This is a genomic window from Siminovitchia acidinfaciens (assembly GCF_003605385.1).
Classification (GTDB): Bacteria; Bacillota; Bacilli; order Bacillales; family Bacillaceae_C; genus Siminovitchia; species Siminovitchia acidinfaciens.
Genome location: NZ_QYTV02000017.1, coordinates 1 through 22,399, shown reverse-complemented (window position 1 = coordinate 22,399; position 22,399 = coordinate 1). Strand labels below are relative to the sequence as shown.

Genomic DNA, 22,399 nt, shown 5'->3' with positions numbered 1-22,399 from the left:
GGGATGGGATTTTGAGATTAACCAAATTGGCATGCGTTGTGTTGGCCACTTTAGTGCTTTTTGCATCGGCATGCAGTAAAAATGAAACACCGGAGGAACCTGATAAAAAGCCGGTAAAAGAAGAAACGCCTGTAAAGGCTACAGCTCCATTAACCGGAGTTGAAACAAAGATAGCACCTCCTGAACGGGCGGTGGCAGTGACAATCAATAATCACCCGGATGCGAGACCGCAAAGCGGGCTTTCCCAAGCGGATGTAGTCTACGAAGTATTGGCCGAAGGAAAAGTTACAAGATTTCTGGCCATATTCCAAAGTGAAAAGCCGGAGAGTATCGGGCCGGTCAGAAGCGCCAGACAGTATTTTATCGACCTTTCCCAAGGGTATGATGCATTGTTTATTGCCCACGGCTACAGCCCTGAAGCAAAGCAGGCGTTGAAATCGGGTGCGATCGACAACATAAACGGAATACAGCATGACGGGACATTGTTCAAAAGGGTGGATTTTCGACAAGCGCCGCATAATTCCTATATCACTTTTAAAAATATAGAAAAAGGTGCGGAAGATGCCGGCTACGAAATGGATGAAGCGCCGAAACCTTTGAGCTTTCTTACTGACGAAGAGGCTGGAAACCTTTCAGGTGATGCAGCTGCAAACGTAAAAGTGGCATATAGCCAGGACGCAACTTTCATTGCAGAATATCATTACGATGCCGAAGATGAAAAATATACTAGATCCTCAGGGGGCGCCGAAACAGTCGAATACGACAATGACAAACCGGTTCTTCTGGATAATATAATTGTGATTGAAGCGGCACACACGACAAAAGATTCAGAAGGTAGACTAGGAATTAATCTTGATTCCGGCGGTAAAGCTTATGTTTTCCAAAAAGGAATAGCACAGGAAGCGGAATGGAAGAATGAAGATGGAAGAATTTTTCCATATATAAATGGAGAACCAATAAAACTGGTGCCAGGAAAAACTTGGATCAACATCGTCCCGGAATTGACAATGGTCTCTTTCGGGGAATAAAAGAGACTGCAGTTATAAAGGGGATTTTCAAATGCAGATTGAAAAATTAAGAGGAAAATCACTTGATCAATTGTTTGAGGCAATCTTGTCGCTGAAAGACTTGGAAGAATGCTACGAATTCTTTGATGATCTATGCACAATCAATGAAATCCAGTCTTTATCCCAGCGTCTCGAAGTGGCAAGGATGCTGCGAGAAGGAAATACGTATCAAAAAATTGAAGCAGCCACTGGTGCAAGCACAGCTACCATTTCCCGCGTAAAGCGGTGTCTGAATTACGGTAACGATTCATATGAAATGGTCCTGGAACGGATAGTGGAAAAAGTGGAAAAAGAGAAACCGCAGCCTTGATGCTGCGGTTTTTCTTCGTTGAGGAAACTATAAAACCCCATGCCTGTGGATAACTTGTTAATTGCATTTTGCTACGTCCAGCCCCGTGTTTCCTTTATCTCGTTGGCGCTTGCGCTTTTGTTCATTTGGAAGCCATATAAGTAAGAAAGTATCCCGTTTCACCGGGAACATGATATTTAATATAGCTTCCGGGGTCTATTGTTGAGCCGATATCCTCTTTTTCAATGATTTGGAAGTTCCCAGCCTCTAAGTTATCTTTGATAAAATATGAACGGAGGTTTGCCCGACATGCATTAGGGTGTAGTGTTTTCATTTTTGAGAGTGACTTGGCCCCATCATGATAATAAAAACTCGCCCCTATGATCTTCCCATCATCTTTAAGATAAGGGGAGAGAGTTTTCATGGGCAGGGATTGATGGAAAAGACAATACTCATTGAAAGAATAGCTGTCAATCATATAATCGATGGCTTTATGCTTTATGGGCAGATCCAAGCCACTATTTAATAAATATAAAATTTTCAAGCCAGGGTTTGTTTGTTCAATTTTAGATTTGAGCATTTTCAACATCGGCATTGTGCTTCCAGAAAAGATATAGAAGGCGCTTTTATCCAGTTCAGAAATATATTTATTTAAAAATACATACGTATCGATGTGTGTCTCCACGATCACTTTGTCGGCAAGATCCTCGGAAGTGAGGTATTCCTTTACCCAAAGACTCGCCCTTTCACTCAAGCTGATGAAGCTGGATTGGATGATTTTTAACATTTCCCGATCGTAAATATAGTGAGGGTTAAAGGACTCTTTGTTCAAATGTTCGGTAATGACGATGCCCTCATGCACTTGAGCCTTATAGCCGCAAGAACAGAATAATTCCCCCATAAAAAGCTGCTGCCCTCTAGTGCTGGCATTTCTTAAGTCGAGAGAAACTTGACAGGAGGGGCAATAAAGCATCGACAAAAACTCAAATGGCATCCCTTTTTCCACGCCTGCCAATGTATGCATCAAGTTAAGTTTCTCCACTTTTTTATCTATTTCTTGAATGGAATAAGAGATGTTTTGTATTTCCTCATCCAACTCTTCCTTTTTTTCTTCCAGCATTTGTGTTAAAAATGTAAAGTCTTCTTTATTGGAGAGCAGTGTCACTCTCTTAAAAGATAAAAATTTATGAATCTCCTGAAGGGAAAAGCGATATTTTTTCAACTCGGAAATAATTTCCATGTCCTCTTCGCAAGTTTTGTCAAAATGATAGTAATGGTTTCTTTTCTTGGGAATCAATAGGCCAAGATCCATATAATACCGTATAGTATCAGGCTTTACGCCATATTTTTGAGCGAATTTTCCTATCAGCATGCCATTTCCCCCTTTCCTTAATTATAAAGTAAACCATGGAGTATACTCAATGGTTTGTAAAAAAAATGTCGAAATTAGCTATTGTACTGCAGTTAACTCTACCAATTAATATATGTCTATATTGTGAAGGGAGATGTGGAAGTGGAAACGGCTACATTATGGGAAGCAACATCAAAATATAAGAGAACTTATCCGCTTTTGCAGGAGCATATTACGGCCGATGTTGTCATTATCGGCGGTGGTTTTACAGGAATTGCATCATCCTATTACCTTCAGAATAAAGGCGTCCATACGGTTGTCCTTGAACAGCATACAATCGGCTGGGGAGCCAGTGGCCGGAATGGCGGGATGATGAATACAGGATATAAACTTTCAGCAGCTGAAACGATCAAAAGATGGGGAGTGGATAAGGCTAAAAGGCTGGACCAATACGCCCTTGACTGCAACAAGGCCGTAGAAGAGATTGCTAAAAAGCATCAAATTGACTGCGCAGTCAGGATGTCTGGCCATGTCGCATTATCCAAAAACAGTAAAAAACAAGAAGGTTTTGAACGCTCAAAAGAGTTGATCGCTAAACATTTTGGGCGCGACGTAAAAGTGTTGACAGGGGCGGCTCTTCAAGAGGAAATCAATACTGATTATTATAAAGTGGGCCTTATGGACCCATTGAGCTACCAATTCCAACCATTGGATTATGTGCGCGGTCTTGCCGAGGTTGTCCATGACTTGGGAGCTGAAATCTACGAACAAACAAAAGCGATTGACATTCAAAAAAATGGAAACACTTTTACAGTTACAACAGAAAACGGGATCGTGACAGCTAAAGAATTAATATTCGCTACGGACGGCTATTCTGAAAAAATAACGCCCGAGCTGCATAAGGGAGTTTTTCCTCTTGCCAGCTTCATCATAGCAACAGAACCGTTGGATCAAGAAACGTTAGAGACATTGATCCCGAATGACAGAAATCTATACGATACAATCAATCTTGTGAATTATTTCCGAAGGACTCCTGATCAAAGGATCATCTTTGGCGGATCAGGTATCGGATATCCTGCGAGGCAGGCGTTCAAAGATGAATTGTACATGCTGTTAACTTCTGTCTTCCCTCAGTTGAAAGGGGTATCCATCGATTATTTCTGGGGTGGAATCATTGGTGCGACTGTTGATAAATTCCCGGTCATTGGAAGAACCTCTCAAGGTGCTTATTATTCCGTCGGGTATACAGGTCATGGTGCATCACAATCAACACTCCATGGAAAGCTGCTTTCGCAGTGCATTTTGAATGAAGAACGGATCAATAGCACATTTGAAAATACACCATTGAAAACAGTTCCTTTATATACAAACAAGAAATTTCTTGTCAATGCAGCCAATCTTTATTTCAGATTAATGGATAAACTAGGCTAATAGAAAAGCGGAAGCCGGCAGCTTAGGAGCGACAAGGGCCGGCAGGCTCAAGAACGCGACATCCTGTCCTTCGCTTGCACTAGCACATCCTGTGCGTTGGAGGTCAAGCTAGTGAGTTCTTTGACTTCATTGGCTTGACCGAAGCGACCTCGAGCCCCTGCCGGCTGAAGCTAGACAAAGAAAAGCGTAGACGCCTGTTCATTGACGGGCGGTACGATACAAGTCCCTCCCGAAAGGGAGGGGGATCCTAATCACTTTCAATGAAAGGGTGAACAATTGATGGGTGAACTGCTTTTTACCATTTTTTTTGGCGGTGTCATTATACTGTCGGGTGTTTTGACAGCGATTTTTATCAAGAAGGTTTATAAACACTAATTCGCATTGGGGGTATTTGAATGATCTATACGATTGGAGCAATTGTTTCATTTATTATTTATAGTGCTGTAGGTCTCATTGTTTCTAAAAGAGTAAAAAATGTGGAAGATTATTACGTTTCGGGAAGAAATGCATCCACGTTACTCATTGTTGGTTCGTTGGTCGCTTCTTATCTAAGTACCGTCGCATTTATGGGAGATGCCGCATTTTCATATGAAGGGTACGCTCTTCCTTTATTGGTCATGTCGATTTTTGTATTGCCTGGATATATTATAGGAGTCATGTTTTTTGGCAGATTTTTAAGGCGAAGTAAAGCGCTGACATTGCCGGAGTATTTTGGACAACGCTTTAATTCCAAAAAAGTGAGAGTTGTGGCAGCGGTCACACTTGTTATTGGGATTACTGCCTATTTAGTTGCAGTAACACAGGGTGCAGGACTTTTGTTATCTGAAATCAGCGGAATCAATTATCATTTATCTTTAGTTATTATTACTATAGTTTTTACAGTAATTACGTTTTCGGCTGGCGCCAAGGGCGTACTGGTAACAGAGACTATTATGTTCTTGGTATTTACTGCCGCTACATTCCTGACTGTTCCTTATATTTTAAAGGCTGCAGGCGGACTGCCTGAAGCGATGATCAAAACATCCCAACTGGAGTCTAAGCCTGGTTTATTAAAATGGCACGGAATTACTGGTGAAGGCGCTTATATGGGGTCGCCAACGGATGTGTTACTGTGGGCGATTATTATTGGAATTGTCTGGGGCTTCGTTATTGCGGTTAGTCCATGGCAAACAAGCCGTTATTTAATGGCTAAAAATGAGCATGTAGCTCTTCGTTCATCAATCATTTCAACGATTATTCTTGCAGTGATTTATTTGTTCCTGCATATGACAATGCTAACGGTTAACACGATTAACCCGAACATTGATCCATCTGAAAGGGTATTTATCTGGTCAGCAATGAACCTTGCCCCTACTTGGATCGGAGTTATTGCTATAAGTGGGATTTTGGCTGCTGGTCTATCATCCAGCTCTACGTTCCTCCAATTGATCGGTAACAGTATTTCCAAAGATTTGCTTCACAACACGAAAATGTCCGATGAAAAGTTATTGAAAATTAGCCGTCTCATGATGGTGGTCGTAGCTGCAATCAGCTTGACAATCACAATGTTCCAGCCGCCTGCCATCTTCTGGATTTCTGTTTTTGCTGCTACTTTATTTGCGGCTTCATGGGGGCCGGTTGCGTTTGCCAGTGTGCTTTGGAAAAAGGTCACAAAAACCGGGGCACTTTGGAGTATTGTTGCCGGATGTACAGGTGTATTGGCAACTGAAATCCTAAAATTGGCCGGTGTGCTGAATTTGCCAGTTTACCTGAACTCAGCAGTATTTGGCGGGATCTGTTCTTTAGCAGCATTAATTATCGGTTCATTGCTGACCAAGCCGACAAAAGAGGAAATCGAGTATCGGGAAAAATTAATGATCATGCCGGAAGAGGAGATGGATCCAAAAGAAATCAAGCAAACCAAGAAATATCCGGCGCTGCTTTTAATTTCGGGATTAGTCATCGTGGCTATTACCTTTACCTTCTATTATATGCCGCTCTATTTGTAAGAATTTATAAAGCTGTTCTAAGCAGACAAGTGCTGCTGGAACAGCTTTTTTAAATTCTAAAAAGATTTGTCAAATAGCCGGTATCTATTGTTAGCTCTATTCTTGGCCTTCTTTAATACATTAAGGGAAATGCAGTTGGCGGAAGTGCAGACAGAAGAAAATAAAGCAATATGAACTTTATTATTTTATATATTTTCTTTTATTGTTATAATTCAAAATAATCGTACGAAAAGGGTGATGATATGTTAGAATCATTAACAAGAATTGAATTTGACGAAATAGACAGAAAATTACTGAATACTCTTCAAAAAGATGCAACGATCAGCAACGTTGAACTGGCGAGAAGAGTGAATCTCTCTCCTCCGGCAACGCACACTAGAATTAAACGCCTGGAAAGAGAAGGGGTGATTGAACAGTATGTAACATTGCTCAACAAAGAGAAGCTGGGATTTGATCTAATATGTTTTATTTTTCTCAAAGCAACTTCCCATCAAAAGAGGGAAAACGAACAGATTCAAAAAGCAATTCTAGAAATGCCTGAAATCCTTGAGTGTCACTCAATTACGGGAGAATATGATTACTTTATAAAAGCGGTAATCAAAAACAGTAAGGATCTGAAAAATTTCGTGGCAATAAAATTGAGTTCGCTCCCGGGTATCAGCGGAATTTACACAAGCATATCGTATGAAGAGTTAAAGTCTACTACAAATTTACCAATAACAGTTTAAAAAATTATAAAGGAGTGGCTCCTATATGAAACATTCAACTAAGTCAGTATGGGGTGGGGAAGAAAAATCCTTAATTGCCGGCGCTACACAAGTGCCAATCGTTTCAAGCGTAGTATTCGCGTATGACGATGTTGATAAATGGTCCGATGTCATTTTAGGAAAAGAAGATGGATATATTTATGGCCGGATGACGAATCCTACTGTCGATGCCTTTGAAGAAAAAGTTCGGGTGCTTGAAGATGCAGAAGCGGCTGTGAGTTTTGCGACTGGTATGGCAGCCATCAGCAACGCTTTATTTACTCTATTATCACCTGGGGATCGGGTGGTCTCTGTAAAGGATACATACGGGGGAACAAATAAATTATTTATCGATCATTTGCCGAGATTCGGTATTGAAGTAACGCTATGTGATACCACTGATCATGAAGCCCTGGAAAAAGAAATTAAAAAAGGCTGTAAAGTTCTATATTTAGAAACTCCGACGAATCCAACGATGAAACTGATCGATATTGCCAGATTGTCTAAAGCCGCACATCAGGTGGGAGCTATTGTGATTACGGATAATACAATGGCGACTCCGATTAATCAAAATCCATTGCAATTAGGCTCTGACTTAGTCGTGCATAGTGCCACGAAATATTTGGGAGGACATGGAGACGCTCTTGGCGGAGTCATATGCGGTCCGAAAAATCTAGTAAATCAAATATATGAATATCGCATGATCAATGGAGCCCCGCTGGACCCGAATGCCGCTTATTCATTAATCCGCGGAATGAAAACGCTTCAAATAAGAATTGAACGTCAAAATGAGAACGCGATGGAAATCGCAAGCTTCTTAAAAAAGCAGCCGCTCGTAGAGGATGTATTTTATCCAGGATTGACAGACGATCCTTCACATGAATTGGCGAAAAAGCAGATGAACGGATTTGGAGGCATGCTAAGCTTTTCGTTAAAAGGTGGACTGGAAGCAGTCAACGAGTTTTTGCCACGCCTGCGTTTTGCTCATTTGGCTGCCAATTTGGGTGCCGTGGAAACGACAGTCGGTCCCGTTCATACAACAAGTCATGCGGAATGTACTCTCGAAGAGCGGAAGGCGATGGGCATACCAGAAGGGTTGGTCCGCTACTCTGTTGGGATTGAAAATGCCTCTGATTTAATTGAAGATCTTGAACAGGCCTTTAAATATATTGAAAACAAAATAACTGTTAAGTAATAGGTTAGCAGTAAAGTAACGCCATCCTCTATTATTTGGATGGCGTTACACTTAAACTTTTTGAATACTAACGCTCGTAATTATCCCGTATTCTAGCAATCTCCTTCAGGGGTCAAACCCTCAAAATGTTATATTGGCTCACTCTATCAATTCTCTAATATTAGTAATAATCAGCAGGAGTAGCAAAAAAATAATTGATTTCAGATGAAACGGAAAAACAAGGAGGAAAAACATTTTGAAAAAGGTATCACGCTTATGGTCACTGAGTTTTCTCTTATTAAGCCTAACTGTCCTATTATTTGGCTGTGGCGGAGGGTCAAAAGGCTCTGAATCACCAGCTGGAGGCGAATCAAGTGACGGCGACGGCAAGAAAAAGCTTATTGTCGGTACGGATGCTACATGGGCACCAATGGAGTATATGGATAGTAATGGAAATATTGTCGGAATCGACATTGACATTGTAGAAGCGATTGCAGATGAAGCGGGCTTTGATGTTGAATTTAAAAATATCGGCTGGGAGCCGCTCTTTCCTGCAGTAGAAAATGGCGAAGTGGACTTTGCGGTATCTTCCATCACGATTACAGAAGAGCGTAAGAAAAGTTTTGATTTTTCTGATCCATACTATATCGCACAACAAGTCATTCTTGTAAAAGAAGGGTCGGATATCAAATCATTTCAAGATTTAAAGGATAAGAAGGTTTCTGTTCAAATCAATTCGACCGGCCATATCATGCTGAAAGAAGTCATGGGGAAGACAAGCACTAAAATCACAGCTATTGATACATTACCGTTCGCCATTGGAGAATTGATGAATGGAAATGTTGACGCAGCTGTTGGAGATAACTCAGCTGTTGACGAGTACCTTAAAAACAACCCTAACGCAGGAGTTAAAATCATCGAAGACGACAGTGCGGAAATAGAGTACTATGGATTGTTGGTCAAAAAAGGAAACTCTGAAGTTCTTAATCTTTTAAATGAAGGGATCCAAAAAATTAAAGAGAGTGGTAAATTGAAAGAAATTACCGGCTTTGATGTTGAGTAAGAGGTCACATCTAGAAAATCTTATAAAATAAATATACGAACAAAAACCAGTTCAGGTGAAGCACTTGAGCTGGTTTTTTTAATGTCTTGTCTACAAAATTCACTATAATTTTTTCCGAAAATTACACAATAACAACACCCAATCATTTCTTCATATTTCGTCTCGGAGTTTGGCCTTTGTAATGTTATAATAGTGTACGGAATTGGAGAATGGAGGACTCAAGCTTTATGTATGATGTCAAGAAATGGCGCCATGCTTTTAAATTGGATCCGAATAAAGAAATTTCGCCCGAGGCGCTGGAAAAGATCTGTGAATCTGGAACGGATGCCATCATTGTTGGCGGATCGGATGGAGTTACACTGGATAATGTGCTCGATCTCATGGCGAGAATCAGGCGTTACACCGTGCCGTGCGCGTTGGAAGTTAGCAATATTGAATCCATCACACCGGGGTTTGATTTATATTTTATCCCGTCTGTCTTGAACAGCCGTGATGTCCGCTGGGTGAGCGGGCTGCACCATGAAGCGGTTAAAGAATATGGCGTATTGATCGACTGGGACGAGATTGTCGTTGAAGGATACTGTATTTTAAATGAAGACTGCAAAGCGGCGAAACTGACCAATGCCAACACGGATTTGACGGAAGATGATGTCATCGCTTATGCAATGATGGCTGAAAAAATGTTCCGCATGCCGGTCTTTTATTTGGAATATAGCGGTACATATGGTGATCCGAGCATTGTCCGCTCGGTAAAAGAAGAACTTGAAGAAACAGCTCTTTTTTACGGGGGAGGCATTTCCACTGCCGGCCAGGCAAAGGAAATGGGTGAACATGCGGATGTTATTATTGTCGGCGATGCTGTGTATGAAAACCTTGATGAAGCATTAAAAACAGTCCGAGCTGTTAAAAATAGATAATAGTTTTGTTATAATAAGAACAAACGTTCTTGAAAAGTGGGTGATGATGTGCAATTTTTAGCCGGGAACCTTTTGGAAGGCTTGAATAAGGAACAGAAAGAGGCGGTCAAAACTACGGAAGGCCCGTTATTGATCATGGCTGGTGCAGGAAGCGGGAAGACGAGGGTTTTGACCCACCGTGTGGCTTATTTGATGCTGGAAAAAGGTGTGAATCCATACAATATTCTTGCAATCACGTTTACGAACAAGGCTGCAAGAGAGATGAAGGACCGGATTGGAAAAATCATTGGAGACGGAGCGCGGGATGTATGGATATCAACATTCCACTCGATGTGTGTGCGAATGCTGCGTCGTGACATCGACAGGCTGGGTTACAACCGTAACTTTTCCATCTTGGACACGACCGACCAACTGTCCGTCATTAAAGGTATCTTAAAGGATAAGAATATCGATTCGAAGAAATTCGATCCAAGAGCGATGCTAGGGTCAATCAGCAATGCGAAGAACGAGCTGATCACGCCGGAGGAATATGCGAAGGAAGCTGCGGGTTACTATGCTCAAGTTGTGAGCGATGTATACACTGAGTATCAGCGCCGCTTACGCCGAAATCACTCGCTTGATTTCGATGATCTGATCATGGTGACGATCCAACTGTTCGAAAGAGTGCCGGAAGTGCTGGAATATTATCAAAGAAAATTCCACTACATCCATGTCGATGAGTATCAGGATACAAACCGTGCGCAGTATATGTTGGTCAAGCTGCTTGCCGAGCGCTTTAAAAACCTGTGTGTCGTCGGGGATTCTGATCAGTCGATCTACAGATGGCGCGGGGCGGATATTGCAAACATCCTTTCTTTTGAAAAGGATTATCCGAGTGCGAAAGTCATTTTATTGGAGCAAAATTACCGTTCAACCAAAAAAATTCTTGAAGCTGCGAATGAAGTCATCCAAAACAACTCGAACCGCAAGCCGAAAAATTTATGGACGGACAACGACCACGGAGAAAATATCATGTATTACCGTGCGGATGGGGAGAAAACCGAAGCGCAGTTTGTGGCAGGAAAAATAAAGGAACTGACAGAAGGCGGGAAAAGGGACCGCTCGGATATTGCCATCCTTTACCGTACAAACGCCCAATCCCGTGTCATGGAAGAAGTTTTGATGAAATCAAATATAACCTACAACATTGTGGGCGGAACGAAATTCTATGACAGAAAAGAAATCAAGGATTTGCTTGCCTATTTAAGGCTGATCGCCAATCCTGATGACGATATAAGCCTTCAACGGATCATCAACGTACCGAAGCGGGGAATTGGGGCAACTTCAATCGATAAGATTGCAGCGTATGCAGGCGAGCAGGATATCTCGATGTTCGACGCATTGAATGTTATTGATTTTATCGGTGTCAGCCCTAGAATCGCCAATGCTTCAGCGGCTTTCCATGAGTTGATGAATAATTTCTCTCAAATGCAGGAATACCTTTCCGTGACAGAGATTGTGGAAGAGGTCATAGAAAAGTCCGGATATAAAGAGATGCTCAAGGCAGAGAAGACACTTGAAGCTGAAAGCCGTCTGGAAAACATTGAGGAATTTTTGTCCGTAACAAAGAGCTTTGAAGCCGGCAGTGAAGATAAAAGCCTGGTCGCATTCTTGACTGATCTGGCGCTGGTTGCTGATATAGATCAGCTGGATGAAACGGACGAAGCCAGCGATGCGGTGACACTCATGACCTTGCACTCTGCAAAAGGACTTGAGTTTCCGGTTGTATTTTTAATCGGACTGGAAGAAGGCATCTTCCCTCACAGCCGCTCTTTAATGGAAGAGGAAGAAATGGAGGAAGAACGCCGCCTTGCCTATGTAGGAATCACAAGAGCGGAAGAGGAACTGTATTTGACGAACGCGCATATGCGGACCCTCTACGGGCGTACAAATATGAATCCAGTTTCCCGCTTTATCAATGAAATACCGGATGAGCTTGTGGAAGAGGTGGGAGCAGAGCGGCGACCGACCCTATCCTTCGGGTTCAGGGAAAACCGGCCTAGCCCTGCAAAGCCTGTGTTCCGTCCGGCTGCTTCTGAGACCGACCAGGCCGAATGGAAAGTCGGAGACAGGGCAGAACATAAAAAATGGGGCACAGGAACTGTTGTCAGCATTAAAAACGACGGTGGGAGCGTCGAACTCGATATCGCTTTTCCAAGTCCTGTCGGCATCAAGCGACTGCTAGCTGAATTCGCTCCAATCAAGAAAGTCTAATATGGTTGAGAAAGGGTTGTTGACATGGACCGTGGGACTGCCCAAACGAAAGTGAAGGAATTACACAATTTATTAAACCAATATAACTATGAATATTATGTTATCGATAACCCATCTGTTCCCGATGCGGAATATGACCGGCTGATGCATGAACTGATGGATATTGAAAAAGAATTTCCGGATTTGGTGACACCTGAATCACCGACGCAGCGTGTCGGCGGTGAAGCGTTGTCCGCTTTTGAGAAAGTGGAACACCGCACGCCGATGCTCAGTCTCGCCAATGCCTTTGGCGAAGCGGATTTGCGGGACTTTGACCGCCGTGTCCGCCAGGCGATTGGGGACGATTTTTCCTACGTATGCGAGTTAAAGATCGATGGACTTGCAGTTTCTCTTCAATTCGAAGACGGGTTATTCGTGCTTGGATCTACGCGCGGCGACGGATCGGTCGGGGAAAATATTACGGCCAATTTAAAAACAATCCGTTCCATTCCGCTCCGCCTGAAAGAGAACTTGAGCTTTGAGGTCCGCGGTGAGGCGTACATGCCTAGAAAATCGTTTGAACGTCTCAATAAGGAAAGGGAAAAGAATGGTGAAATGTTATTCGCCAACCCAAGGAATGCCGCAGCCGGCTCATTGCGTCAGCTTGACCCCAGAATCGCGGCATCACGCAATCTTGACATCTTTCTTTATGGGATCGGAAATTACGGATCACTTGGTGTAGACACACACAGTGGTGCACTCAGTTATCTCAGCAAGCTTGGATTAAAGGTGAACAAGGAATGGAGAAAGTGCCAAACGATTGACGAAGTGATCGAATACGTCGAGTCATGGACAGAAAAGCGTCCCGGATTGGATTACGACATTGACGGCATCGTAATAAAGGTCGACTCTTTAGAAGACCAGGAACAGCTCGGTTCGACTGCCAAATCACCTCGTTGGGCAATTGCATATAAGTTCCCTGCTGAAGAAGTTGTGACAAGACTGACGGACATTGAGCTGAGTATTGGCCGGACGGGGGTCATCACACCTACTGCTATTCTGGAGCCCGTACAAGTGGCAGGGACGACCGTTCAGCGTGCATCTCTTCATAATGAAGATTTGATTCGCGAAAAAGATATCATGCTTGGGGACTGGGTCATTGTGAAAAAGGCCGGTGACATCATTCCGGAGGTAGTCAACGTCCTGACTGAAAGAAGAACAGGCGAAGAAACGCCTTTCCACATGCCGACACATTGCCCGGCGTGCGAAAGCGATTTGGTTCGTCTGGAAGGGGAAGTGGCACTGCGCTGCATTAACCCGAAATGTCCGGCCCAGAGAAGGGAAGGACTGATCCACTTCGTCTCGCGCAACGCGATGAACATTGATGGTCTTGGAGAAAAAGTGATCGGCCAGCTCTTTGAGCATGAATTGATCAGGGATCCGGCTGACATCTATTTCCTGAAAAAAGAGCAGCTGCTGGAGCTGGAGAGAATGGGTGAAAAATCCGTTAATAATTTGTTGACGGCGATTGAAAATTCGAAAGCCAACTCACTTGAGAAGCTGTTGTTCGGATTGGGGATCCGTCACGTCGGGGAGAGGGCGGCAAAAGTATTAGCCGAACACTATGAAACAATGGACAACCTGATAGTCGCCTCACGCGAGGATCTTGTAACAATTCCTGAAGTCGGCGAAAAAATGTCGGATGCCATTGCCACATATTTTGACAGCGAAGAAGTGGAAGAACTGATTTCCGAATTGAAATCAGCGGGCGTCAACATGGAATACAAGGGACCAAAAGCGTCCGATGCTGCGGAATCCAGTTCGATTTTTACAGGAAAGACCATCGTTTTAACAGGAAAGATGGAAAAGCTGACACGGAATGAAGCCAAGGAAAGAATTGAATCACTTGGTGGAAATGTTACAGGAAGCGTCAGCAAAAAGACCGACTTGGTCATTGCAGGGGAAGATGCCGGGTCGAAGCTGACAAAAGCGCAAGAACTGAACATAGATATTTGGGACGAGGAAAAGCTCCTGGAAGAACTCAATCATTAAAGGTGGAAGAAGAGGAATGAAAAAGTGGTTTTCTCTGCTGATGGCAGCAGTATTAGTAACAGGATGCGCACCCGGGTTTAAAGATGAAAAAGAAGTTGTCCAGAAAAAGGATGATCAAAAAGGAACATCCATCATCCCAAATTACCAGCTTCCCGATACCTATCGCTCTCTCATTCCTTTCGTACCTAGTAAAGCAAGAGGAATGGTCGTTTCAAACCTTAACTCGAGATATGATATCAATGAGTTTGAAACGGGATTGATGCGTGTGGCAATGGGACAATTTTCACCGGATAAATATGTGTTCCAGGAAGGGCAGCACATTGATAAAGAAACGGCAGGCCTGTGGCTGAACAGGAAATTTACAAAAGGGCAGCTGAAGGAAAGAGGCCTCACAGAAGAACAGAATGTGGGATTGAACCCACTAAATGATGAAAAAGGATCCATTGAGGAACAAAACGAAAAAAATCCGATATACCTTGCCCATGTATTGGAGCATAACTATTTAACGAAAAATGATAAATCGGTAAAATTGAGCGGCGTAGTTGTTGGACTTGCCCTCAACTCTGTCCATTATTATCAAAAAGAGAAATATGGGGCAACGTTTGAACAAAAAATTCCGCATGACAAACTGGAAGCCGAAGGAAAGAAAATGGCTGAAGAAGTGTTGAAACGGATGCGTGGCATGAAGGGGCTGGATAATGTCCCGATCGTCATTGCACTGTTTGAACAAAAAGGAAAAAATGATGTAGTTCCAGGAACCTTTTTCACATATGCCGTTTCAGACAAAGGCAGTTCTATAGGGGATTGGAAGAAAGTCAACGAAAAGTATGTCCTTTTCCCATCGGAGGAAGCAGAAAAAGACCATCGGGATGATTTAACTTTTTATATGAGATTCAAAGATGATATCGAACAGTATTTCCCGAATTACAATGGTGTCATTGGACGCGGATTTTATAAAGACGACCAGCTCGTTGACATGAAAATTGAAATTCCAGTCCAAATGTTTGGTGAGGCTGAGATCATCGGTTTCGCACAGTGGGCTACATCACTGATCATCGATCACTTCCCGGACTATATCAATGTTGAAGTGGAAATCAATTCAGTGAGCGGAGCTGAAGCGCTCATAGTCAGAAAGGCTGGGGAAGAGGAGCCGTTTGTGCATATTTACTAGAAATGCGGAAGCGCCTGTTCATCGACGTACAGACTGGAGTGCCTTTGACGAGATAAAGGAAACACGGCGAAGCCAAAGGCGAGCCGATGTTGACTTATGGTAGGAGGAGGCGCGAAGTCTGCTAGTCGATAGGCGCTGTAGCTGGACAGTAGAAAAGCGGAGGCGCCTTGATCAGCCCCGACAAGCACAAGACGATTCCCGAGGAGGCAGCTCTTCAGCCGCCACAGGGAAGTGGCTTGTGACCTCGAGGGAATAGGCGCTGCAGATGGACACTAGAAAAGCGTAGTGGTCAAAAAAAAGATCACTAATCGGGCGTATAGATGTAAAAAACGCGTATAAGCAAATCTTCGGGAAGGAATCCCACAGATTCGATACCGTATTCGCGGGACAAGCGAATCTTCGGGAAGGAATCCCACAGATTCGTTACCGTATTCGCGGGACAAGCAAATCTTCGGGAAGGAATCCCACAGATTCGTTACCGTATTTTCGGAACAAGCGTATCTTCGGGAAGGAATCCCACAGATTCGTTACCGTATTCTCGGGACAAGCAAATCTTCGGGAAGGAATCCCACGGATTCGTTACCGTATTCGCCGGACAAGCGAATCTTCGGGAAGGAATCCCACAGATTCGTTACCGTATTCTCGGGACAAGCGTATCTTCGGGAAGGAATCCCACGGATTTCATTACCGTATTTGCGGGACTAGCAAGTCAGAAAAACGGTCACTACTTGTGCAGAAAGATGCCTAAAAACGTGGTTGAGTACGTGAAAAAACCATTAATTGTCATATAAAGCGCCAAATACATGCTCAAGTTGAGAACAATCATCTGTTGTTCAGTTTATGAAGAGTACGCCCGAGTTATTTACATCATAAACAATAGTTCGCGGATTGAAATTACCGTGTTACTTTCTCCGATACTCAAAAGGCAACCTTTTTCCAGAAAAAAACAGCCCATCATAAGAGGCCTAAGCTTCGCTCCCTCTTGCCTGGCGCTGGCTTTTTCTGATATTATCAATAGTATTGCGATTGGTCCGAAATACAACTGGAGGTGGAAATAAATGTCAAGAATTACCAAGGAGCAAGTATATCACATTGCGGAATTAGCACGTTTGGAAATCAATGAGGAAGAAGCCGAGCTGTTCACAAGCCAGCTTGATGACATGATCAATATGGTGGAAAAGCTGGATGAGCTTGATGCAACAAATGTAAAGCCGATGTCGCACGTATTCATTCAAGAGAATGTTATGCGGGATGATGTGACGGTCGAAGGCCTTCCAATTGAAGAAACAATGAAAAACGTACCGGAACGCGAAGAAAGACTAATCAAAGTTCCACAGATTTTGGAATAAGGAGGAAACCACATGTCATTATTAGACCGTAAGATATCCGAAGTAAATGAACTTTTACATAAAAAAGAAGTTACGGTTTCTGACCTTGTCGATCAATCCATTAAACGGATCAACGAGGTGGAAGATAAAGTTAAAGCTTTTATTACAGTTGACGAAGAAAATGCACGTGGGCGCGCGAAACAACTGGACGAGCAGATTGGTACAGAAGCGTCTGATCAAGTACTATTCGGGGTTCCTGCAGGAATCAAGGATAATATCGTAACGAAAAATCTTCTTACAACTTGTGCGAGCAAGATGCTCGAAAACTTCGATCCGATTTATGATGCAACTGTTATGGAGAAACTGAATTCAAAAGGAACAGTTACGATCGGAAAAACAAACATGGATGAGTTTGCAATGGGATCGACAACAGAAACATCATTCTACCACCCTACATATAATCCTTGGAATTTGAGCCATGTTCCAGGTGGGTCCTCAGGAGGATCGGCTGCGGCAGTGGCCGCTGGAGAAATCATGTTCTCCCTTGGTACAGATACAGGCGGATCCATCAGACAGCCTGCAGCATTTTGCGGCGTAGTCGGATTGAAGCCTACGTACGGAAGAGTTTCACGTTCCGGAGTAGTCGCATTTGCGTCTTCGTTTGACCAAGTCGGCCCGATTACACGTACGGTTGAAGATAACGCAGTTGTCCTTGAAGCGATTTCCGGACATGACCACCGCGATTCCACATCAATCAAACGTGAGGTTCCAAACTATGTGAACAGCCTCACAGGCGATATCAAGGGTATGAAAATCGCTGTTCCAAAAGAATATATCGGAGAAGGCGTTAGCGAGGAATCCAAAGAAGCGGTTCTTGCTGCGTTAAAAGTTCTTGAAGGCCTCGGAGCGACTTGGGAAGAAGTTTCCCTTCCATACTCAAGTTATGGATTGGCGTCTTATTATATCGTAACATCTTCGGAAGCATCTTCGAACCTTGCCCGTTTTGACGGCGTCCGTTACGGATATAGAACTGAAAATCCGAAAAATCTGTTGGACCTTTATAAAAAGACACGTTCAGAAGGTTTCGGCGATGAGGTAAAACGCCGCATCATGCTCGGAACATTCGCATTGAGTGCCGGATATTATGATGCTTATTATAAAAAAGCCCAGCAGGCCCGTGCATTGATTAAACAGGACTTTGATAACGTCCTTTCAAAATATGATGTTGTAATCGGACCAACAACACCGACACCTGCTTATAAAATGGGTGAAGTGATTGACGATATCATGACAATGTATGCAGGCGACCTGTTGACAATTCCTGTCAACCTTGCCGGACTTCCCGCAATATCTGTTCCTTGCGGATATTCGAATGGACTGCCGCTTGGTCTTCAGATCATCGGAAACTATTTTGATGAAGCGACAATTTACCGCATGGCTCATGCATTTGAACAAGCAACAAACTATCATGAACAAAAACCACAATTGTAAGGGGTGAAAAGAAATGAACTTTGAAACGGTCATTGGACTTGAAGTACACGTAGAGTTAAAAACAGATTCTAAAATATTTTCACCGGCACCGAACCATTTTGGCGCTGAACCGAATGCCAACGTGACAGTCATCGACCTTGCTTATCCGGGAGTATTGCCTGTGTTGAACAAACGTGCGGTGGAATACGCGATGAAAGCAGCCATGGCACTGAACTGTGAAATTGCGACCGAAACTGACTTTGACAGGAAAAACTATTTCTATCCGGATAATCCGAAGGCATACCAAATTTCTCAGCAAGACAACCCAATCGGAAAGAACGGCTGGATTGAAATCGAAGTGAACGGCGAGAAGAAAATAATTCGCATCAACCGCGTCCATATGGAGGAAGATGCAGGGAAGCTTACACATACAGGAAAAGGCTATTCCCTCGTTGACTTGAACCGTGCGGGAACTCCGCTCATCGAGATCGTATCCGAAGCGGATATGCGTTCACCTGATGAAGCTTATGCTTACTTGGAAAAATTAAGATCCATTGTCCAATTTACAGGCGTATCCGACTGTAAAATGGAAGAGGGTTCCCTTCGTTGCGATGCGAACATCTCCCTACGCCCGGTTGGACAAGAAGAATTCGGTACAAAAACCGAGTTGAAAAACCTGAACTCTTTTAACTTCGTAAGAAGAGGACTTGAATACGAAGTAAAACGCCAGGAGGAAGTGCTTCTTTCAGGCGGGGAGATTTTACAGGAAACACGCCGTTACGACGAAGCAACAGGTAAAACTATCCTGATGCGTGTTAAGGAAACCGCTGATGATTATCGCTATTTCCCTGAACCGGACCTTGTCAACCTAATCATCGACGATGAGTGGAAAGACAGGGTGCGTGCGGAAATCCCTGAGCTTCCGGATGCGCGGAAACAGCGTTATGTCGGCGAACTAGGCTTACCGGAATACGATGCAATGGTATTGACACTTACAAAAGAAATGTCCGATTTCTTTGAAGCTGTTATTGCTGAAGGAGCCGATGCGAAGCAGGCGTCCAACTGGCTCATGGGTGAAGTGTCCGCTTATTTGAACGCGGAGCAAAAAGAACTTCACGACGTAGCGATGACACCACAAGGATTGGCCGGCTTGATCAAACTGATTGAAAATGGTACAATCTCTTCGAAAATCGCTAAAAAAGTATTCAGCGAATTGATTGAAAAAGGTGGAGATCCTGAAGTAATCGTCAAGGAAAAAGGACTCGTCCAAATCTCTGACGAAGGAGCACTCCTGAAAATCATTGGTGAAGTACTTGATGCTAATGAACAGTCTGTTGAAGACTTTAAGAGCGGAAAGGGCCGTGCACTCGGTTTCCTTGTGGGCCAAGTGATGAAGGCCACAAAAGGGCAGGCTAACCCGCCGCTTGTCAACAAACTGCTTGCGCAGGAAATTGAAAAAAGATAAGTTATTTATGAGGACAGTTTAATGCAGCCCTGCGGGGCTGATTACACTGTCTTTTTTCTGTTTGCAGGGGGAAAATGGGCCTGATAGTTGGAGAGTGTTGCTTTGAAGTGATAGTGTCTTGGTAAAGTGGCAAGTAAATCTGAAAAGCGGACAGTATTTTCGTAAAGTGGTGAGTATATCTGAAAAGCGGACATTATTTCCAGAAAGTAGAAAGTGTATCTGAAATCTGGATAGTATTTTCGAGAAAAACACGTACGCCTGAAATGTTGCCCAGTATTTTCGAAATATAGCAGTGTACTGCCTCCAAATAGTAAAGCAAATTTAATCCTATTGGTAACGGATAGAAATTAATTTATTGTATAATGGGTTAAAAATCGAAGAACGTATTCATGCATTTTTAAAAACAGGAGGTGTCAGGTCTTGGAACACGCTGTCCATCAATATTTGCAGCATTTGAGACTTGAACGGGAAACACCAAGCATCAATTACTTGCAAAGGCTGATCCAGCACCATCTTTCACTGGTACCTTATGAAACATTCAGCAAGTTTCATTATTATTTGAACGGACCTAACTTTGTCCCTACACTGCCCGTCTTTGTTAAAAATTTAACTGAAAGTGGATGGGGCGGCACGTGTTTTACACTTAATATGAATTTTGCCCGCCTGCTTTCGGAATTAGGTTTCGAATGCTCGCTTGTAAGGGTGCAGCCATCCCATTTGGCCATTTTGGTTGAGATTGGCAGCAAACGTCTCTATGTCGATGTCGGATATGGCTCGCCGATTATAAAGCCGATTGAATTGGAAGCGAAGCCACGGCATGTCCTGCACGGTTTCGGAGAGGAAATCATTTTTACTAGAGTAAGGAACGGGGAATATGAAATAGACCGCCGATCTAATGGTAAATCTTTTGTGAAAAAAACAATTAAATGGGAGCCTCTATCAGAGTTCGATATATCGAATGATATAGACGAATCATACGCTGATCTGGATGAAAATATCACAATGAGAAGAATTACGGCAGTACGCTTTAACGGCCATCAATGTTTTTTTCTTAGAAATAGGACGATGAAGGTGATGACCTATCGCAACATCAGCGAACTGCAAATCGGCGAAATGGACAAATGGGTGAACCTTGTCCATGAAGTCTATCAAATTGATAAAAAATCAATCAAGCCAGCACTTACTTTTTTGGAAAACAGAGGTGTGGAATTATTTTAGTCTTCATATCTTACAAAATGTCCGATAATAATAAGTGAAAAGGGAAAATACCAGTATTTTCATATTTTTCCAGTCGAAGTATGTTACGATAAAAGTAGATCAAATTCGATATAAAGGATGTGTGAATTTGAAAAAGAAGATTTTCATTCCTACTTTGTGTTTTGCAGCATTATCGACAGTAGCTTTTGAAGAAGCTGTTCAGGCAGCTGATCCTCCAGCTGCAAAAGCTCAGATGGACACCAAATACGTCACTGTTAGTCAAGGTTCAGTTCTTAATCTTCGAACCAGTGCCTCAACAGGCAGCACCGTCATTGCTAAGTTGCAACGCGGGACAAAAGTGTCTGTGCTATCAGAAGCAGGCGGCTGGGCAAAAGTGGTTGTCAACGGCAAGACCGGCTATGTGAGTGGTCAATTTTTATCGGCCAGTGCCCCGGTAAACAAACCGGCAGCTAATGTAAAACAGCCTCAGACATCATCAGCAGCTAAATCTGTTACCAAATATGTAAATGTAAATTCTAGTTCTTCATTAAATATGCGAAGCAGCGGCTCACCGAGCGGAAGCGTAATCGCAAAATTACCGCGCGGGACACAAGTGTCTGTGCAATCAGAAACGGGCGGCTGGGCGAGGGTAATTGTCAACGGCAGGGCAGGTTATGTCAGCAGTCAATTCCTGGCAACCAGTATTGCGGCAAGCAGACCGGCAGCTAATGTGAAACAAGCTGCAGCGCCGGCGGCTCCAAAAACAGTCACAAAATACATAAATGTAAATCCAGGCTCATCATTGAATATGAGAAGCAGCGGCTCAATCAGCGGCAATGTGATTGCAAAGTTATCTCGTGGTACACAAGTGACTGTGCAGTCAGAAGCAGGCGGGTGGGCTAAAATAACTGCCAATGGAAGGACAGGCTACGTAAGTACTCAATATTTATCAGACAGTGCTCCGTCATCAAGCCAACCGGCAGCCAACATCAAACAATCTTCTTCATCGACGGCAACCCAAACGGTTGTTAAGTATGTAGATGTAAATCCAGGCGCATCGTTGAATATGCGGGGCAGCGCCTCGACAAGCGGCAGTGTGATTACAAAATTAGCGCGAGGAACGAAAGTGTCCGTTCAATCCGAAACCAAAGGCTGGGCTAAGGTTTCTGCCAATGGAAGGACAGGTTATGTAAGTACTACATATCTATCTGCCAGCAATCCAACCGCAAGCTCAACATCAGCAAAACCGAAACCAGTCGTTAAACCGGCAACAAAATACGTCGATGTCAAACCGGGTTCATTGCTGAATGTGCGGAGCAGTGCTTCCACCAGTGGAAAAATAGTAGGGAAACTATCTAGCGGCACTGCTGTTTCAGTTGAATCTGAATCCAAAGGCTGGGCAAAGGTGAGGGTAAATGGGATCACCGGTTACGTGAGCACAGACTTTTTGTCCTCCAG

General features: G+C 43.4%; 17 protein-coding genes. 16 read left to right on the top strand and 1 reads right to left on the bottom strand.

Annotation, left to right across the window (positions count from 1 at the left end; translation table 11 throughout):
* The first annotated feature begins 11 nt into the window (after positions 1–11).
* Positions 12–1,028, top strand: a complete 1,017-nt coding sequence (locus tag D4T97_RS20020) for a DUF3048 domain-containing protein (protein WP_235872323.1) — start codon at positions 12–14, stop codon at positions 1,026–1,028.
* A 31-nt stretch (positions 1,029–1,059) separates the two neighbouring features.
* On the top strand, positions 1,060–1,377 hold the full coding sequence (locus tag D4T97_RS20015) for a YerC/YecD family TrpR-related protein (RefSeq protein WP_126052553.1): 318 nt from the start codon (positions 1,060–1,062) through the stop codon (positions 1,375–1,377).
* Between the two features lie 121 nt (positions 1,378–1,498).
* On the opposite strand, the gene D4T97_RS20010 is transcribed toward D4T97_RS20015, so the two are convergent.
* Positions 1,499–2,728, bottom strand: a complete 1,230-nt coding sequence (locus D4T97_RS20010; protein WP_126052552.1) for a MerR family transcriptional regulator — start codon at positions 2,726–2,728, stop codon at positions 1,499–1,501.
* 141 nt (positions 2,729–2,869) lie between these two features.
* Between D4T97_RS20010 and D4T97_RS20005 the strand changes: the two genes are divergently transcribed.
* The 14 genes from D4T97_RS20005 to D4T97_RS19940 all read left to right on the top strand — a co-directional run.
* A complete protein-coding gene (locus D4T97_RS20005; RefSeq protein WP_164525666.1) occupies positions 2,870–4,138 on the top strand; it encodes an NAD(P)/FAD-dependent oxidoreductase in 1,269 nt (422 codons plus the stop codon).
* Positions 4,139–4,533: 395 nt separating this feature from the next.
* Positions 4,534–6,126, top strand: a complete 1,593-nt coding sequence (locus D4T97_RS20000) for a sodium:solute symporter family protein (RefSeq protein WP_126052550.1) — start codon at positions 4,534–4,536, stop codon at positions 6,124–6,126.
* 242 nt (positions 6,127–6,368) lie between these two features.
* Positions 6,369–6,854 carry an Lrp/AsnC family transcriptional regulator gene (locus tag D4T97_RS19995; RefSeq protein WP_126052549.1) on the top strand — a complete coding sequence of 162 codons (486 nt, stop codon included), beginning with the start codon at positions 6,369–6,371 and terminating at the stop codon, positions 6,852–6,854.
* 25 nt (positions 6,855–6,879) lie between these two features.
* Positions 6,880–8,067 carry a cystathionine gamma-synthase family protein gene (locus D4T97_RS19990; RefSeq protein ID WP_126052548.1) on the top strand — a complete coding sequence of 396 codons (1,188 nt, stop codon included), beginning with the start codon at positions 6,880–6,882 and terminating at the stop codon, positions 8,065–8,067.
* A 235-nt stretch (positions 8,068–8,302) separates the two neighbouring features.
* Positions 8,303–9,109, top strand: coding sequence for a basic amino acid ABC transporter substrate-binding protein (locus tag D4T97_RS19985; RefSeq protein WP_126052547.1), 807 nt, complete (start codon positions 8,303–8,305; stop codon positions 9,107–9,109).
* Between the two features lie 227 nt (positions 9,110–9,336).
* Complete coding sequence (pcrB, locus tag D4T97_RS19980; RefSeq protein WP_126052546.1) at positions 9,337–10,026, top strand: heptaprenylglyceryl phosphate synthase; 690 nt, start codon at positions 9,337–9,339, stop codon at positions 10,024–10,026.
* Positions 10,027–10,074: 48 nt separating this feature from the next.
* Positions 10,075–12,279 (top strand): DNA helicase PcrA, encoded by a 2,205-nt coding sequence (gene pcrA / locus D4T97_RS19975; protein WP_126052568.1) that lies wholly within the window; start codon positions 10,075–10,077, stop codon positions 12,277–12,279.
* A 24-nt stretch (positions 12,280–12,303) separates the two neighbouring features.
* Positions 12,304–14,310 carry an NAD-dependent DNA ligase LigA gene (gene ligA / locus D4T97_RS19970; protein ID WP_126052545.1) on the top strand — a complete coding sequence of 669 codons (2,007 nt, stop codon included), beginning with the start codon at positions 12,304–12,306 and terminating at the stop codon, positions 14,308–14,310.
* 16 nt (positions 14,311–14,326) lie between these two features.
* Entirely contained in the window at positions 14,327–15,481 is a 1,155-nt protein-coding gene (locus tag D4T97_RS19965; protein WP_126052544.1) for a CamS family sex pheromone protein, read from the top strand.
* 1,058 nt (positions 15,482–16,539) lie between these two features.
* Positions 16,540–16,830: an Asp-tRNA(Asn)/Glu-tRNA(Gln) amidotransferase subunit GatC gene (gatC, locus tag D4T97_RS19960; protein WP_126052543.1), complete on the top strand. Its 291-nt coding sequence runs from the start codon at positions 16,540–16,542 to the stop codon at positions 16,828–16,830.
* A gap of 12 nt (positions 16,831–16,842) precedes the next feature.
* Entirely contained in the window at positions 16,843–18,300 is a 1,458-nt protein-coding gene (gene gatA, locus D4T97_RS19955) for an Asp-tRNA(Asn)/Glu-tRNA(Gln) amidotransferase subunit GatA (RefSeq protein ID WP_126052542.1), read from the top strand.
* A 13-nt stretch (positions 18,301–18,313) separates the two neighbouring features.
* A complete protein-coding gene (gene gatB, locus D4T97_RS19950; protein WP_126052541.1) occupies positions 18,314–19,744 on the top strand; it encodes an Asp-tRNA(Asn)/Glu-tRNA(Gln) amidotransferase subunit GatB in 1,431 nt (476 codons plus the stop codon).
* A 420-nt stretch (positions 19,745–20,164) separates the two neighbouring features.
* A complete protein-coding gene (locus tag D4T97_RS19945) occupies positions 20,165–20,962 on the top strand; it encodes an arylamine N-acetyltransferase (protein WP_126052540.1) in 798 nt (265 codons plus the stop codon).
* Between the two features lie 127 nt (positions 20,963–21,089).
* A partial coding sequence (locus D4T97_RS19940; RefSeq protein WP_164525665.1) for an SH3 domain-containing protein occupies positions 21,090–22,399 on the top strand: 1,310 nt, incomplete at its 3' end.